The 15409-nt window shown below is 72.2% G+C and carries 15 protein-coding genes; 6 read left to right on the forward strand and 9 right to left on the reverse strand.

Annotated elements, in window-relative coordinates:
* Positions 1-6: 6 nt before the first annotated feature.
* Positions 7-669: a cysteine dioxygenase family protein gene (locus tag M6I34_RS12290; protein ID WP_272485964.1), complete on the forward strand. Its 663-nt coding sequence runs from the start codon at positions 7-9 to the stop codon at positions 667-669.
* Complete coding sequence (locus M6I34_RS12295; RefSeq protein WP_272485965.1) at positions 666-1520, forward strand: enoyl-CoA hydratase/isomerase family protein; 855 nt, start codon at positions 666-668, stop codon at positions 1518-1520. Before M6I34_RS12290 ends, M6I34_RS12295 begins: the two co-directional genes overlap by 4 nt.
* 7 nt (positions 1521-1527) lie before the next feature.
* On the opposite strand, the gene M6I34_RS12300 is transcribed toward M6I34_RS12295, so the two are convergent.
* The 4 genes from M6I34_RS12300 to M6I34_RS12315 all read right to left on the reverse strand — a co-directional run bounded on the left by M6I34_RS12300 (position 1528) and on the right by M6I34_RS12315 (position 4581).
* Complete coding sequence (locus tag M6I34_RS12300; protein ID WP_272485966.1) at positions 1528-2415, reverse strand: phytanoyl-CoA dioxygenase family protein; 888 nt, start codon at positions 2413-2415, stop codon at positions 1528-1530.
* The gene (locus tag M6I34_RS12305; RefSeq protein ID WP_272485967.1) at positions 2408-3229 is read right to left on the reverse strand and encodes a phytanoyl-CoA dioxygenase family protein; all 822 of its coding nucleotides are present in this window, start codon (positions 3227-3229) and stop codon (positions 2408-2410) included. Before M6I34_RS12305 ends, M6I34_RS12300 begins: the two co-directional genes overlap by 8 nt.
* Before the next feature lie 95 nt (positions 3230-3324).
* A complete protein-coding gene (locus tag M6I34_RS12310) occupies positions 3325-4002 on the reverse strand; it encodes a GntR family transcriptional regulator (protein ID WP_272485968.1) in 678 nt (225 codons plus the stop codon).
* An 81-nt stretch (positions 4003-4083) separates the two neighbouring features.
* Positions 4084-4581 (reverse strand): MarR family winged helix-turn-helix transcriptional regulator, encoded by a 498-nt coding sequence (locus M6I34_RS12315; RefSeq protein WP_272485969.1) that lies wholly within the window; start codon positions 4579-4581, stop codon positions 4084-4086.
* 95 nt (positions 4582-4676) lie between these two features.
* On the opposite strand from M6I34_RS12315, the gene M6I34_RS12320 reads away from it, so the two are divergent.
* Together M6I34_RS12320 and gtdA are read left to right on the forward strand one after the other, a co-directional pair.
* On the forward strand, positions 4677-5879 hold the full coding sequence (locus M6I34_RS12320; protein WP_272485970.1) for a 3-hydroxybenzoate 6-monooxygenase: 1203 nt from the start codon (positions 4677-4679) through the stop codon (positions 5877-5879).
* Between the two features lie 17 nt (positions 5880-5896).
* Positions 5897-6934 carry a gentisate 1,2-dioxygenase gene (gene gtdA, locus M6I34_RS12325; protein WP_272485971.1) on the forward strand — a complete coding sequence of 346 codons (1038 nt, stop codon included), beginning with the start codon at positions 5897-5899 and terminating at the stop codon, positions 6932-6934.
* Here the strand turns inward: gtdA and M6I34_RS12330 are convergent.
* From M6I34_RS12330 to M6I34_RS12350, 5 genes are all read right to left on the reverse strand, one after another.
* Entirely contained in the window at positions 6907-8310 is a 1404-nt protein-coding gene (locus M6I34_RS12330) for an APC family permease (protein ID WP_272485972.1), read from the reverse strand. The two genes, gtdA and M6I34_RS12330, sit on opposite strands and share 28 nt — an antisense overlap.
* The gene (locus M6I34_RS12335) at positions 8310-9245 is read right to left on the reverse strand and encodes a class I SAM-dependent methyltransferase (protein WP_272485973.1); all 936 of its coding nucleotides are present in this window, start codon (positions 9243-9245) and stop codon (positions 8310-8312) included. Before M6I34_RS12335 ends, M6I34_RS12330 begins: the two co-directional genes overlap by 1 nt.
* A gap of 130 nt (positions 9246-9375) precedes the next feature.
* A complete protein-coding gene (locus M6I34_RS12340) occupies positions 9376-10548 on the reverse strand; it encodes a M20 aminoacylase family protein (protein WP_272485974.1) in 1173 nt (390 codons plus the stop codon).
* Positions 10545-11822, reverse strand: a complete 1278-nt coding sequence (locus tag M6I34_RS12345; RefSeq protein ID WP_272485975.1) for an ArgE/DapE family deacylase — start codon at positions 11820-11822, stop codon at positions 10545-10547. Before M6I34_RS12345 ends, M6I34_RS12340 begins: the two co-directional genes overlap by 4 nt.
* A 69-nt stretch (positions 11823-11891) precedes the next feature.
* Positions 11892-12467 carry a LuxR C-terminal-related transcriptional regulator gene (locus tag M6I34_RS12350; RefSeq protein WP_272485976.1) on the reverse strand — a complete coding sequence of 192 codons (576 nt, stop codon included), beginning with the start codon at positions 12465-12467 and terminating at the stop codon, positions 11892-11894.
* A gap of 112 nt (positions 12468-12579) precedes the next feature.
* Between M6I34_RS12350 and M6I34_RS12355 the strand changes: the two genes are divergently transcribed.
* Both M6I34_RS12355 and M6I34_RS12360 read left to right on the forward strand, forming a co-directional pair.
* Positions 12580-13749 (forward strand): thiolase domain-containing protein, encoded by a 1170-nt coding sequence (locus M6I34_RS12355; RefSeq protein WP_272485977.1) that lies wholly within the window; start codon positions 12580-12582, stop codon positions 13747-13749.
* Positions 13746-15398 (forward strand): AMP-binding protein, encoded by a 1653-nt coding sequence (locus M6I34_RS12360; protein ID WP_272485978.1) that lies wholly within the window; start codon positions 13746-13748, stop codon positions 15396-15398. The genes M6I34_RS12355 and M6I34_RS12360 overlap by 4 nt, the downstream gene beginning before the upstream one ends.
* The last annotated feature ends 11 nt before the right edge of the window (positions 15399-15409 follow it).

Genomic DNA, 15409 nt, shown 5'->3' on the forward strand with positions numbered 1-15409 from the left:
AGCGAGATGAACGACAAGACTGCCCCGGCGACCGCCCCCGCCGTCGCCGCGGCCCCGGATACCATCGCGCCGCTGCGAGAGTTCGTGATCGCGATGACCCGGCTCGTCGAGCGCACCCGAGACGAGCCCGCGCTGCTGGCCCAGGGGCGCGCGCTCCTGGAGAAACTGATCGCGCGCGACGACTGGCTGCCGGAGTTCTGTGCGCAGCCCGATCCGCAGTTCTACCGGCAGTACCTGCTGCACGCCGATCCGCTGGAGCGCTTCTCGGTGGTCAGCTTCGTGTGGGGGCCCGGCCAGCGCACGCCGGTGCACGACCACACGGTCTGGGGCCTGGTCGGCATGCTGCGCGGCGCCGAGCTGTGCCAGCGCTGGAAGCGCGAGCCCGACGGCCGACTGGTGCCGGACGGCCCCGAGCTCACACTGAGCCCGGGCGAGGTCGACGCGGTGTCGCCGACGGTCGGCGATGTCCATGTGGTGGCCAACGCGCTGGCCGACCGGCCGTCGATCAGCATCCATGTGTATGGCGCGAACATCGGCGCGGTGCGCCGCCACGTCTTCGACCCGGCCACCGGGAGCCCGAAGGACTTCGTGTCGGGCTACTCCTCGGACCGGGTGCCGAACCTGTGGGATCGGTCGGCGGCCGTGCGCGCCGCTGCGGCTGGCCGATGAGCGCGGGCGCGTCCGGCGGCGCGACGGCCGTGGTGGCCGGCGCGCCGTCCTCCGTCCAGGACCGCGTCGCGCCGGGACCGGTCTCGGTGGATGCCGCCGGTCCGGGCATCGCGGCGCTCACCCTCGAGCGCGCGGACAAGGGCAACGCGCTCTCGGCCGAGCTCGTCGAGGGACTGATCGACGCGTTCGATCGCGTGGCCGCCGACGAGTCGGTTCACACGGCCGTCTTGCGCGCGCGCGGGCGCCACTTCTGCACCGGCTTCGACCTGACCGGGCTTGAGGGCGAGACCGACGCTTCGCTGCTGGCCCGCTTCGTGCGGATCGAGATCCTTCTCGACCAGCTGTGGCGCGCGCCGGTGCGCACCGTGGCGATCGGCCAGGGCCGGATCATGGGCGCGGGCGCCGACCTGTTCGCGGCCTGCGACCTTCGGCTGCTGGCTCCCGGCGCCAGCCTGCGCTTTCCTGGCGCAGGCTTCGGGATCGTGCTCGGCACGCGCCGGCTCGCGCAGCGGGTCGGGGAGCCCACTGCGTTGCGGTGGGTGAGCGAGGGCACGACCATCGGCGCCGACGAAGCCCTTTCGTCGGGGCTCGCCACCTCGGTGCTTGGCGAAGATGCGGGATCGGGCGATCTCGCTCCGGATGCCGCGCCGCCCGATGCCGGAGCGGCCCTGTCGGGCATGTTCGAACCGCTGTCGGTGGATCGCGCCACCTGGGCCGCGCTGCGCGCCGCGGTGCGCGACGGCGCAGCGGACGCGGACCTCGCTGCCCTGGTCAGGTCGGCGGCCCGGCCGGGCCTGAAGGCGCGGATCGAGGCCTATCGCGCGCGGCAGCTCGGCGCGCGGGCGCGCTGAAGGCCGCTCACCCCGCGCGCCCGGTCTGCAACGAATAGATCGACGAGTACCCCGCACTGAAATCGGGCGGCAGCTCGATCACGCCCGCTTCCACGCGGGCGTGGCGCGCGGGCTCGCCGCGCACCATCCGGTTGCGGTGCCGGCTGTCGATCACCGGCGCGGTGTAGGCGAAAGCGTCGGCCGCCGCGTACTGGATGATCCAGGTGGTGCGGATGTCGGGCGAGGGATTCGGCGCCGATCCGTGCACGACCAGGCCATGGTGGGCGACCACGTCGCCCGGGTCCACTTCGCTGTCCTCGGCGGCGGCGAGCTCCTCGTCGGTCATGCTTTCGTTGCAGTTCAGGACGTAGCGCCCGCCGGCCCAGTGGCTGCGGGCGCCGCCCAGGTGGCTGCCCGGGATCGTGCGCAGGCAGCCGTTGGCCCTGCGCGAGGGCGTGAGCGGCACGCTGAGCGCGACGAGATTCGCGTTGGTGTGCGGGAACACCGGCCAGTCCTGGTGCCAGCCGATCTCCTCGCCGCCGCCGGGCAGCTTGAAGTTGATCTTCGAGTGGTAGAACTTGACCGGCCCGCCGATCAGGTCGGCCGCGATGTCGCCGAGCACCGAGTCGAACGCGGCCTGCTCGAAGACCGGGTCGAGCTCGGTCGGGCTCGACACGCGGCGGATCCGGGGATTGCCCGCATGGTGCCCCGCCGACAGGTCGTAGTGGCGGGTCTTCTCGGCCAGGCCGCGGCCCGCTTCCCACAGGCGATCGGTCGCCTGCTTCAGAGCCGAGACCAGCGCCGGCTCGAGGATGCCGGGAACCGTGACGAAGCCGCGCGCGCGGTACTCGTCGAGCAGTGCGGGCGCGACCACCGGCCGGTGCGCGGGGCGACCTTGGGGCAGCGTGTCAGGCATGCGAGGCTTCCCCCATGGTAGCGAGCAGGTCGTCGCTGCCGATACGCAGCGGGGCCCAGTTCGTCGAACGCACGTAGTCGGGACGCGGGCTCGGCACGTCGATCGGCCGGTTGCTCACCCGGTTGTAGACGAAGTAGACCTGCCAGCGATCGAAGCGCGACAGGTTGTGTCCCGACGCGTGCAGGATCAACGGGTGGAAGAAGACCACCGTGCCCGGCCGGCCGACGATCGGCACCGGCTCGGGGCTCTTCTCCATGATCTCGACCAGTCGCTGCTTCGGCACCACCCACAGCTTGTACGAGGTGGTGCGGTCGTCGAACTCGGGCTCGACCAGGCCGACCTTGTGGCTGCCGGGGATGAAGTACAGGCAGCCGTTGGCCTCGGTCGGCTCGTCGAGCATCAGCAGCGCGGTGCTCATCGGGTCGGCCTCGGGCACGCCGTCGTTTCGCCAGGTGCCGTAGTCCTGGTGCCATTGCCAGACCGAACCGTCGATCGCGGTCTTCAGGTTGCACTTCGTGTGATAGACGTACAGCGCCTCGTCGCCGAGGAGCTGCCTGGCAGGCGGCAGCAGGCGCGGGCTGCGTGCCGCCGCGTGGAAGATCGGCGATGCGGTCGGCCCGTCGGCCTCGTGCACGCGGTAGATCGTCTTGGCGACACCGCCGCTGCGCTCGCGGACCAGGTGGTCGGTGTCGATCGCCTGGATGCGCGCCAGCTCGCCCTTCATCGATGCGACTTCGTCGGGCGTGAACAGGTCGGGAAGCACGACGAAACCGTCGCGTTCGTATTGCGCGAGTTGCTCGGCGGTGAGTCGCATGGCGGGCCTCCGGTGACTTTGCCTGGCGTCATGGTATAGCACTGGCATGCCAGATGCAACACGCGCCGGCGGTCGGAGCGGGTCGGGGCGACGGCTCAGGCTGCCGGCAGCGTGCCGCGCGCAAACTCGAACAAGTGGTCGATCAGTGCGTCGGAGGCCGCGGCCGCGCGGTCGTCGTCGCCGCTGCCGATCGCCTCGGCCACGCCCGCGTGCAGCGCGACCGTCTCGGCCGACAGCGGGCTGTCGGACTGGTGATGGAACCAGAAGCGGCGCGAGACCGCATGCAGCGCAGCGACCGCGTTCGCGGCGACGTCGTTGCGAGCGGCGCGCGCGGCCAGGTGATTCAGCTCGTCGTCGAGCCGCAGGAAGCCGTGCAGGTCGCCCCTTCTCCCGGCGCGCAGCATCCGCCCCGCGAGCCCGGCGATCGCCTTGCGCTCGCGCTCGCCGGCGCGCCGCGCCGCCGAGCGCGCGATCAGCCGGTCCAGCTCGCGCCGCGTCTCGAGCACCTGCAGCTGCAGGCGAACGTCGATGCCGGTGACGACAACCCCCCGCCGAGGAAGGATCTGCACCAGGTACTCGCGCGCGAGGCGCTGCAGCGCCTCGCGGATCGGCGTCGTGCCGATCCCGATCCGCTCGCTCAGCACCGCCTCGGACACGACGCAGCCGGGCTCGAGCTCGAGCGTGACGATCATCTCCTCCAGCCGTCTGTACGCCTCTTCGTTGAGCGTCGGACCGGGAGCGGCGGGCCTGCGGGACTTGGCGGTGGGGCTCATGGGGGCGCAGATTACCAGCGCCGCAAACCGGTGCGGCGCGCCCGGGCGGCAAGGCGCCGGGCGGACCGCGGGCGCAATCGCTCAGGCGTCCGGATCCCGCGGCGCCCGGCTCAGCGCGTTGTTCGCCTCGACGAGCGTGCGAAGCGCGGCCACGAAACGTTCGCGTTCGGCGGCGGGCAGCGGCGCCAGGATCCGGCGCTGCGCCGCCCTGACCCTGGGCAGCACTTCGGCGAGCAGCCGCTCGCCGTCGGAGGTGAGCGTCACCAGCCGGACGCGCCGGTCGGTCGGCGAGGCACGACGCGCGACCAGGCCGCGCTTCTCCAGCCGCCCGATCACGCCGCCGATCGTGGACGGGTCGAAGCCGATGACGCCGGCCAGCGTGCGCTGGTCGATGCCGGGCCGCTCGCGCGCCGCGGTCAGCGCCGCGTACTGCACCGGGGTGATGCCGAAGTCGGCAGCTTCCTCGAGGAAGATCGCCACGGCGATCTGCTGCAGCCGGCGTATGTGGTAGCCGGGCATCGCGTCCAGCGGCGGCGCCGCCGCGGGGCGGTTCGTGCGGCGGCTCGTGTCTCGGCTCATCGATCGACCGTCGATTGACATATCCGGGTGGGGCGCCCAGAATGGGCACATATCGTGAGTATACTCACGATCTCCCCGGAACGGAGCCCGCAGGCATGGCAACGACGAACGGCGAATCGGACCGCGTCCTGATCGTGGGCGGCGGCATCGGTGGCCTGGCCGCGGCGCTGGCGCTGTCGCGCCAGGGGCGCCGCGCAACCGTCCTCGAGCAGGCCGAGCACATCGGCGAGATCGGCGCGGGCATCCAGCTCGGACCGAACGCCTTCGCGGCCTTCGACGCGCTCGGCGTGGGCGAGCGCGCCAGGGCGCGCGCGGTGTTCACCGACCGCATGGTCATGATGGACGCGGTCGACGGCAGCGAGGTCGCATCGGTGCCGGTCGGCGAGGCCTTTCGCAAGCGCTTCGGCAACCCGTACGCGGTGATCCATCGCGCCGACGTGCACCAGTCCCTGCTCGAGGGCGTACAGGAATCCGACCTGATCGACTTCCGCACCTCGACCCGGATCGAGTCGATCGCCCACGATGCGCACGGCGTGACGGTGCGCGACCAGCGCGGCAACGAGTTCCGCGGCGCCGCGCTGATCGGCTGCGACGGGGTGCGCTCGGTGGTGCGCCAGCACCTGGTCGGCGACGACGTGCGGGTGTCCGGCCACGTGGTCTACCGCGCGGTGGTCGACGCCGACGACTTCCCCGAGGACCTGCGCTGGAACGCGCCGGCGATCTGGGTCGGGCCGAACTGCCACCTGGTCCACTATCCGCTGCGTGGCGGCGAGCAGTACAACCTGGTGGTGACCTTCCACAGCCGCCAGCCGGAGACCTGGGGCGTGACCGACGGCAGCCCCGAGGAGGTCAACTCCTACTTCGACGGCATCTGCGAGCGGCCGCGCCGCCTGCTCAAGCTGCCGAAGAGCTGGAAGCGCTGGGCGACCGCCGATCGCGAGCCGATCGCGCGATGGTCCTACGGCCGCGCCACGCTGCTGGGCGACGCGGCCCATCCGCTGCTGCAGTACCTCGCTCAGGGCGCCTGCATGGCGCTGGAGGACGCGGTCACGCTGGGCGAGGCGCTGCGCGCGCAGGGCGGCGACTTCGTCACCGCCTTCGGCCGCTACGAGCGCTCGCGCGTCACCCGCACCGCGCGCGTCGTGTTGTCCACTCGCGAGATGGGCCGGATCTACCACGCGAAGGGGGTCGAGCGCCTGGTTCGCAACGACCTGTGGAAGGGCCGCACGCCCGAGCGCTTCTACGACGCGCTGGAGTGGCTGTACGGCTGGCGGGTCGAGACCTGCCTGGCCGATTGAGCGACCGGGAGACGACGATGAACGAAGCATCCGCGAGCGGGCGCGAGGCCTTCTACGAGCGGCTCGACGCGCGCAGCATGGCGCCGCTGTGGACCCGCCTGAAGGCGCTGGTGCCGAAGGATCCCACTCCGGTCGGCGTGCCCTGCCTGTGGCGCTACGACGAGGTGCGGCCCTACGTGATGGAGTCGGCCGAGCACATCTCGGCCCGCGAGGCCGAGCGCCGCGTGCTGATCCTCGAGAACCCGGCGCTCCGCGGCAGCTCGCAGGTCACCGGCACGCTGTACGCCGGCCTGCAGCTGATCATGCCGGGCGAGATCGCGCCGGCGCACCGGCACACGCAGTCGGCGCTGCGCTTCGTGATTGAGGGCAGCGGCGCCTACACCGCGGTCGACGGCGAGAAGACGCTGATGCAGCCCGGCGACTTCGTGATCACCCCCGGCTGGACCTGGCACCACCACGGCAACGACGGCAACGGACCGATGGTCTGGCTCGACGGCCTCGACATTCCGATGGTCGCGCACTACAACGCGACCTTCCGCGAGGACCACCACGAGGAGGCCGCCGAGATCACCCGGCCCACCGGCGACGCGCTGGCCCGCTACGGCGCCGGCCTGCTGCCGGTCGGCTATCGGGCGGCTTCGCAGAACTCGCCGATCTTCAACTATCCGTACGCGCGCACCCGCGAGGCGTTGCACGCGCTGACCCGCGCCGGCGATCCCGACCCGCACGTCGGCCACCTGATGCGCTACGTGAACCCGGTCGACGGCGGCTGGGCGATGCCTACGATGGCGCCGATGATCCGGCTGCTGCCGAAGGGCTTCGACGGGCTGCCCTTCCGCTCCACCGACGGCATGGTCTTCGTGTGCGTCGAAGGCGGGGGTTCGGTCGAGGTCGGCGGCGAGCGGCTCACCTTCGGGCCCCGCGACGTGTTCGTGGTGCCGGGCTGGATGGCCTACCGGCTGCGCGCCGGCGCGGACACGGTGCTGTTCTCGTTCTCCGACCGGGTGGCGCAGGAGAAGCTCGGGTTCTACCGCGAGGAAAGACTGGAGGCCTGAACCCGCCGGCGTCCCGCCGCGTCGACGCCCCACAGCAGCAGCGCGCCGACCACCAGCACGCCCACGCCGACCAGCGCGCCGACCTGCACATAGGCCAGCGACGACCACAGCATGTAGGCGCAGACCGCCGCGAAGGCCAGCGGCAGCACCGGGTACAGCGGCACTCTGAACGGGCGCTCGGCATGCGGCTCTCGCACTCGCAGCACGATCAGCGCCACCGTGCAAAGCAGGAAGAAGGTCCAGAACACCGGCGCGGTGTAGTCGACCATCGTCTGGAAGCCGCCGCGGGTGCCGCTGCCGAGCAGCACCAGCGCCAGCGCGAACGCCGACTGCGCGAGCAGCGCGTTGAGCGGCACGCCGCGCCCGGCGTCCCAGCGACCGAGCGCGGACAGCGCCGGCCAGTCGCGGCCCACCGCGAAGTTGGTGCGCGCGCCGACGATCATCGTGGCGTTGATCGACGTGAGCGCGGCCACCGCGACCATCACCGCGATCAGCGTCTCGCCTGCCCGCCCGAATGCGACGCCGAGCAGGTCGGCCGCGACCGCCTTGCTCCTGGCCATGCCCTCGATGCCCAGCCCGTGCAGGTAGGCCCAGTTCACCAGCAGGTAGAGCACCGCGATGATCGCGATGCTGCCGACCAGCGCGCGTAGCATGTTGCGGCGCGAGTCCTTCAGCTCGGCGCTCAGGTAGGCGGCCTCGTTCCAGCCGCCGTAGGTGAGCAGCACGAACACCATCGCAAGGCCGAATGCCGACCAGCCCGGCGCGCCGCCGGATCCGCCCTGCCCGCCGGCGCCGGCCTGCGCCGACGCGGCCGCCGCCCCGCCGGTCGATGCGTCGCCGCCGACCAGCAGCCACAGGCCGGCCACGACGACCAGCACCAGCCCGACGATCTCGGCCAGCGTCAGCCAGGCCTGCGTGCCCGCGCCGGCGCGGATGCCGCGCAGGTTGATCCAGGTGAGCGCGACGATCGCGAGCGCCGCCCAGATTGCAGCGCTGTGCGGGCCCAGGCGCAGGATCTCGCTCATGTAGTCGCCGAACACGAAGGCGAGCAGCGCGATCGAGCCGGTGGTGATCACCGAGAAGCGCGCCCACGCGAACAGGAAGGCGACGCGCCGGCCGTAGGCGCGGAACAGGAAGTGGTAGTCGCCGCCGGCGTGCGGCCAGGTGGCGGCCAGCTCGGCGTAGCACAGCGCGCCGACCAGCGAGATCAGCGCGCCGGCCGCCCAGGCCGCGAACATCCATTCCGGCGAGCCGGTGAACTGCGCGACCAGCGAGGGCGCCTTGAAGATGCCGGCGCCGATGACGATGCCGACGATGATCGCGATCGCGTGCCGCAGCGACAGTGTCTGCTGCGGGGCAGGGTTGTCGGGCGCCATCAGTTCTCGAAGATCTCGGTGTCGAGCACCGGCGCCGAACCGGCGATCGCGGGCGCCCTGCCGATCCGGGTGGCGACGAAGGTCGACGAGGCGTCGCCGTCGTAGGCCGTGCCGGTGACGCTGCTGTCGCCGTCGAACCTGCCCTCGAAGCGGCGCAGCCGGCCCTCCTCGTCGGTGAAGGCGAAGCTCACCCGGTCGCCGTGCACCTTGGGCTCGCGGAACGAGGTCTCGAAGTCCTCGAAGACGACGCGCCCCCGGAAGTTCTGGAAGGTCTGCTCGACCGCCAGCGTGGCCACGGCCGGGCCCTTGCGCTGCATGAAGCGCAGCTGCCAGTCTCCGCCGAAGTTTCCGGGCACCAGCCAAAGGTGGACCGAGGCGCTCCCGATCCGCGAGGTCTCGTCGGGCGTCCAGTTGCCGAGGCGGAACTCGTGCGACACGACACGGGTGCCCGGCTTCAGCGCCATCAGCCGGTGGCGCAGCCGCATGTTCAGGTGCGGCAGCAGGTACATCGTGACCACCGTGGCCGGCGAGAAGTCGGACTCGAAGATGTCGGCCTTCTCGAAGCGCGCCCGCTCGGCCACCCCGGCCGCCTGCGCATTTCGCCGGGCGTGCTCGACCATGTCGGGGTTGTATTCGATACCCAGCCCCCGGGCGCCGAATTCGCGCGCCGCTGCGATGACGATCTTGCCGTCGCCCGCGCCCAGGTCTATGACGAAATCGGACGGCCCGAGCTGTGCCAGCGACAGCATCCGGGTGACCAGCTTGTCGGGCGTCGGGATCCAGATGACGTCCTTGCCGGACTGGCCGCGCTGCGGCTGGTAGTCCCGGGTCGCCTGGGCCAGCAGGGTACTCGCGAGCGCGGCAGGCGGCGCGGCCAGTCCGCCCAGCAGCAGCGAGGCGCCCGACAGGGCGAGGAAGTCGCGTCGGCGTTTCATGCGTTCCAGTCTAGGAAGCGCCGGGGCGGGCGACCCGAATGTCCCACTTCCATGGGAGGGAAATCAGCCCCGCGCGAAGCCCGGCATCGGCACCCCGCCGGAGCACCGGCGCCGACACCGGCGGGCTGTTTCAGCCCTTCGCCAGCTTGTGCTCGACCGCCCGCACGAAGAAGCCCACGCCGAGCGGGATCGCCTCGTCGTTGAAGTCGTAGGCCGGGTTGTGCACCTCGCAGGAGCCTTCGATATCGCCGTTGCCGATGTTCAGGTAGCAGCCGGGCACCCGCTCGAGCATGAAGGAGAAGTCCTCGCTGGCCATGATCAGCGGCGGGTCGCGCTCCACGTTGTGGGCGCCCACCAGCTCGGCGCACACGGCCGCGGCGAACTCGGCCTGCGCCGGGTCGTTGATCGTGGGCGCGAAGTTGACCCGGAAGTCGACCTTCGCGGTCGCGCCCATCGCCTGGGCGATGCCTTCGGCGGTGCGCGTCATGTGCTCGCCGATCATGTTCATCGTGGCGTTCGAGAAGGCCCGCACCGTGCCCGACAGCCGGGCGGTCTGGGGAATGACGTTGTACGCGTCGCCGGCGTGGAACTGGGTGATCGACAGCACCGCGGTGTCCACCGGCGCGACGTTGCGCGACACGATCGTCTGCAGCGCCGACGCGATCTGCGTGCCGATCACGATCGGGTCGACCCCGGACTCGGGCCGCGCGCCGTGCGCGCCCACGCCGGTGATGTCGATGTCGAAGAAGGCGCCGCCGGCCATCATCGGCCCGGCGCGCACCGCGAAGCGGCCGACCGCCAGCTTCGGGCGGTTGTGCATGCCGAAGATCGACTCGCAGGGAAAGCGCTCGAACAGTCCGTCGTCGATCATCGCCTTCGCGCCGCCCAGGCCTTCCTCGGCCGGCTGGAAGATGAAGTGCACGGTGCCGTCGAAGTTGCGGGTCGCCGCGAGCACCTTGGCCGCGCCGAGCAGCATCGCGGTGTGGCCGTCGTGGCCGCAGGCGTGCATGCGCCCCTCGTGGCGCGAACGGTGCTCGAAGGTGTTGGCTTCCTGGATCGGCAGGGCGTCCATGTCGGCGCGCAGCCCGATCGTGCGTGGCGACGAGCCGCTGCGCAGCACGCCGACCACGCCGGTGCGGCCGACGCCGCGGTGCACCTCGATGCCGAAGGACTCGAGCCGCGTGGCGACCAGCTCGGCGGTGCGGCTCTCGGCGAAGCCGAGCTCCGGATGCGCGTGGATGTCGCGCCGCCAGGCGGTGACCTCGGCGTGGCTTTCCTCTATCAGGGGGGGCAGGGTCGTCATTTCCTCTCCTCGACGCCGCACCAGTCGGCGATGAACAGCGCGGTGGCCTGGGTGACGCGGCGCACCGACTCGAGCTCGACGCGCTCGTCGAAGCCGTGGATGAATTCGGCGCGCGGGCCGTAGACCAGCGCGGGGGTGTCGGCGTACAGGCCGAAGAAGCGCGCATCGGTGGTGCCGGTGCTCGCGAAGGGCTGCAGCGGCTGGCCGGTGACCGCCTGGTGCGCGGCGGCCAGCGTGCGCTGCGCGTCGGTGTCCTCGGGCAGCACCCAGCCCTCGGCCATGAAGCCGTGGTAGACGACCTCGGGCGGGTGCTTGGCCAGGAAGGGGTCCTTCGCCGCGGCCTTCGCGATCGTGGCCTCGACCTCGGCGCGGGCCGCCGTCAGGTCCTGGCCCGGGAACAGTCCGATCCGCATGTCGAAGGTGCACCAGGCCGGCACGCTGGAGGTCCAGTCGCCGCCCTCGATCTTCGCGAGCACGAAGTTGATCGGGTGCGCGTGTCCGGCGAAGGCCGGGTGGCCGCGCTCGTTCCACGCGTGCTCGAGCTCGTGCAGCGCCGACACCAGCGGGAAGCAGGCCTCGATCGCATTGGCGCCCGAGCCCGCGGTCATCACGTGCACCGGCCGGCCGCGCACCTTGACCTGGAACCAGATCACGCCGACCTGCGCGCTCATCAGCGTCTCGCCGAAGGGCTCGGGGATCAGCGCCGCGTCGCCGCGGTAGCCGCGCTGCAGGCAGGCCAGCGCGCCGTTGCCGGTGCATTCCTCCTCGACCACCGACTGCAGGTAGACCTCGCCCGCCGGGGCCAGGCCGACGCGGGCCAGCGCGTCGAGCGCGAACATGTTGCCGACGAGGCCGGCCTTCATGTCGCCGCCGCCGCGGCCGTACAGCCAGCCGTCCTTCACCTTCGGGGCGAAGGGCGGGTCGGTCCACATGTCGAGCGGGCCGGTGGGCACCACGTCGATGTGGCCGTTCAGGATCAGCGAGCGGCCGCCGCCGCGTGCCGGCCGGTGCGTGCCGACGACGTTGATCGCGTTGTCGTAGGACACCGCGACCGGCGAGAAGCCGGGCAGGTGGCGGATGTCGTCGACCTCGATCCTCCAGCGGTCCACGGCCAGGCCGCGCTCGCGCATCGCGCGGGCCATCATGTCCTGGGCCGGGGCCTCCTGGCCGCGCAGCGAGGGGCTGGCGACCAGCTCGGTCGTGAAGCGGATCTGCTCGTCGAAGCCGGCGTCCACGGCGTCGAGGATCTTGCGGGTGAGTGCTGGATCGGGCATGGGTCTCGGGCTGGGTGCTGGCTGCTGGAAGGCGCCCGGCGCCGGACCGAATGCGTGCGGCGCGCGGGCTCAGGGCACGCCGAGCACCTTCTGCACGAGTGCCGCGGCGTTCGGCGCATGGTACTTCGCCATCAGTCGGGCGCGGTACTTCTCCACCGTGCGGGGGCTGATTCCGAGACGCCGGGCGCTCTCCTTGCTGGTTTCGCCGCGCACCAGGCCGGCCAGCGCCTCGCGCTCGCGCGGGGTCAGCGCGCCCGGATCGGCGTGGCCGGGCAGCGGCTCGAAGGTCCAGGCCGCGAGCGCGAACGGCTCGGCGGGGGCGGGGCTGCGGCCGTGGACCCGGCACCAGATCAGGCGCCCGCTGCGGTGGCGCATCAGGCGCTCGTCGCCGTACTGGCCGCCGGCCTGCATGACCCGCAGGCCGCGCTCGCCGATCCGGGCGAACTCCTCGCTGCTCGGGTAGAGGCGCTCCAGGCTCGTGCCCTCGAGCTCGCCGCGCTCGTAGCCGAACATGCGCGCGAAGGCATCGTTGCACCAGGCGATCGCGCGCTCGCGGGACAGGCACATGCCGAGCGGCGCGAGCGCGGCGCACAGGGCGGCGTCGGCGCCCGATGGCGTAGTTTCACGACTTTTCGATGCGGCCACGGAAGGCTACCGTTCGGATCCTGGTCCCCGGATCCCGATGGTATGACAGCGGGCCGGGACGCGATCCCGGGCGCACCGCCCCGGGGCGCAACCAACGACAGGAGGAAGGCCGATGCCGGCAGTGGATCTGATCGGGTTCGCCCACACCCGCTTCGGGAAGTTCCCCGAGCGCGACGTGGAATCGCTGATGCGCGAGGTCGCGCAACAGGCGCTCGACGACGCCGGGCTCGATGCCTCGGAGATCGACGCGGTCTTCGTCGGCCACTTCAATCACGGGCTGTCTCGCCAGGGCTTCACCGCCGGCCTGGCCGGCGGGCTGTTGCCGGGGCTGCGCTTCAGGCCGGCCACTCGGGTCGAGAACGCCTGCGCGACCGGCACCGCCGCGGTCCACCAGGGCGCGCAGGCGATCCGCGCCGGCGACGCGCGGCGGGTGCTGGCGATCGGCGTGGAGAGCATGTCCCGGCTGCCGACCCGCGAGGTGGGCCAGGCGCTGCTCGCAGCCGGTTACGTGGCCGAGGAGGCCGACACGCCGGCGGGCTTCGCCGGCATGTTCGCCAGGATCGCCGATGCCTACGCCGCGCGCTTCGGCGCGCCCGAGCCGGCAATGGCGAAGATCGCCGCGAAGAACCATGCCAACGGCGCCGAGAATCCCTACGCGCAGTTGCGCCAGGCGCTCGACGAATCCTTCTGCGCGACCGAATCGCCCGGCAACCCGCGGGTGGCGGGCCGGCTGCTGCGCACCGACTGCTCGCCGATCTCGGACGGCGCGGCGGCGGTGGTGCTCGCGGCATCGGACGCGCGGCCGACCGGCGCGCCCGCGGTCAGGCTTCGCGCAAGCGCGCAGGTCACCGACCTGATGCCGATGTCGGCGCGCGACATGAGCGAGCTGGCCGGCTGCCGCGAGGCCTGGCGCCTGGCGCTCGACCGCGCCGGCGTGTCGCTCGGCGACCTGGACTGCGTCGAGACGCACGACTGCTTCACGATCGCCGAGCTGATGCAGTACGAAGCGATGGGGCTGGCCGGCCCGGGCCAGGGCGCCCGGGTGCTCGCCGAGGGCATCGTGCATCCGGGCGGCCGGCTGCCGGTGAACCTGTCGGGCGGCCTGAAGGCCAAGGGCCATCCGATCGGGGCCACCGGCGTGTCGATGCACGTGCTGGCCTCGTGGCTGCTGCTCGGGCGCTTCGGCGCCGACCGCCTGCCGCCGGCCCGGCTCGCCGGCGTCTTCAACATGGGCGGTGCCGGTGTTTCCAATTGCGTGAGCATCCTGGAGCGAGTCGAATGAACCTCGCCCACTGGCTGGCGCGCAGCGCGGCCGTTTTCGGAGACCGGCCGGCGCTCGCGCACGGCGAGACGGTGGTGTGCGGCTACCGCGAGTTCGCCGGCCGTGCCGCACGCGGCGCGCGCTGGCTGCTCGATGCGGGCCTGGCGCCCGGCGACCGCGTCGGCATCTTCCGCGGCAACGATCCGGACTACCTGGTCTGGCTCTGGAGCATCTGGTGGGCGGGTCTCGCGGCCGTGCCGATCAACGCGAAGCTGCACGGCCGAGAGGCCGCCTACATCCTGTCGCACAGCGGCGCGAAGCTGTGCCTGGTCGACGCCGAGCGCGGCGCTGCGCTGTCCGGGCACGCGCCCGAGGGCTGCGAGCTGGTGGGCGGTGGCGCCCTGTCCGGCACGGGGGGTTCCGGGGTCGGTGTGCCGGCCGCCGGCGGGCTCCCCGACGTTTCCTCGCTCGAGCCGGCGCCGATCGCCGATCGCGGCGAGGAAGACGAGGCCTGGCTGTTCTACACCAGCGGCACCACCGGACGTCCGAAGGGCGTGCAGCTGACCGCGCGCAACCTGCGCTGGTGCACGATGGCCTACCTGGCCGAGGTCCAGTCGGTGTCGCCGGGCGACACGATGCTGCACCCCGCGCCGCTGTCGCACGGCGGCGGCCTGTATCACCTGCCCTACGTGGTCAACGGCGGGCTGAACGTGGTGCCGGCCTCGGGCGGCTTCGACGGCGCCGAGATCGCCGCGCTGGCGGGGCACTGGCGCAACGCCTCGTTCTTCGCGGCGCCGACGATGGTGCACCGGCTGGTCGAGTGGGCGGCGGCGCGACTGCGCGAGGGCGCGGGCACGGGCACGGGCACCGGAGAGCAGGGCGCCGAGGGCCGTCGGCCGATCGAGGGGCTCGCCACGATCTGCTACGGCGGCGGCCCGATGTACCTGGCCGACATCGAGCGCGCGCTGGAGGTGATCGGCCCGCACTTCGCGCAGATCTACGGCCAGGGCGAGAGCCCGATGACGATCACGGTGCTGCCGAAGCACGTGATCCTGGACCGCGAGCACCCTCGCCATCGCGAGCGGCTCGCCTCGGTCGGCTATCCGCAGCCGATGGTCGAGGTGTCGGTGCGCGGCGAGGACGGCCGCGAATTGCCCCCGGGCGAGCCCGGCGAGGTCTGCGTGCGCGGCGAGGTCGTGATGAAGGGCTACCTCGACGACCCGAAGGCGACCGCCGCCGCGATCCGCGACGGCTGGTTGCACACCGGCGACGTCGGCGCGCTGGATGCCGACGGCTTCCTCACGCTGCTCGACCGCAGCAAGGACCTGATCATCAGCGGCGGCACCAACATCTATCCGCGCGAGGTCGAGGAGGCGCTGCTCACGCACCCGGCGGTGGCCGAGGTCAGCGTGGTCGGCGCGCCCGATCCGGACTGGGGCGAGATCGTCGTGGCCTGGGTCGTGCTGCGCGAGCCGGCCACCGAGGCCGAGCTCGACGCACACTGCCTGGACCGGATCGCGCGCTTCAAGCGCCCCAAGCGCTGGCGCTTCGCGGAGTCGCTGCCGAAGAACAACTACGGCAAGGTGCTGAAGACCGAGCTGCGCGAGCGCGAGCGCGCGCAGGCCGCGGGCGACGGGACGGGCGGGGACCGGACGAAGGAGGGGGCCTGAACATGGCGGGG

Origin of the sequence: Zeimonas sediminis, from assembly GCF_023721795.1 — a bacterium.
Lineage (GTDB): Bacteria > Pseudomonadota > Gammaproteobacteria > Burkholderiales > Burkholderiaceae_E > Zeimonas > Zeimonas sediminis.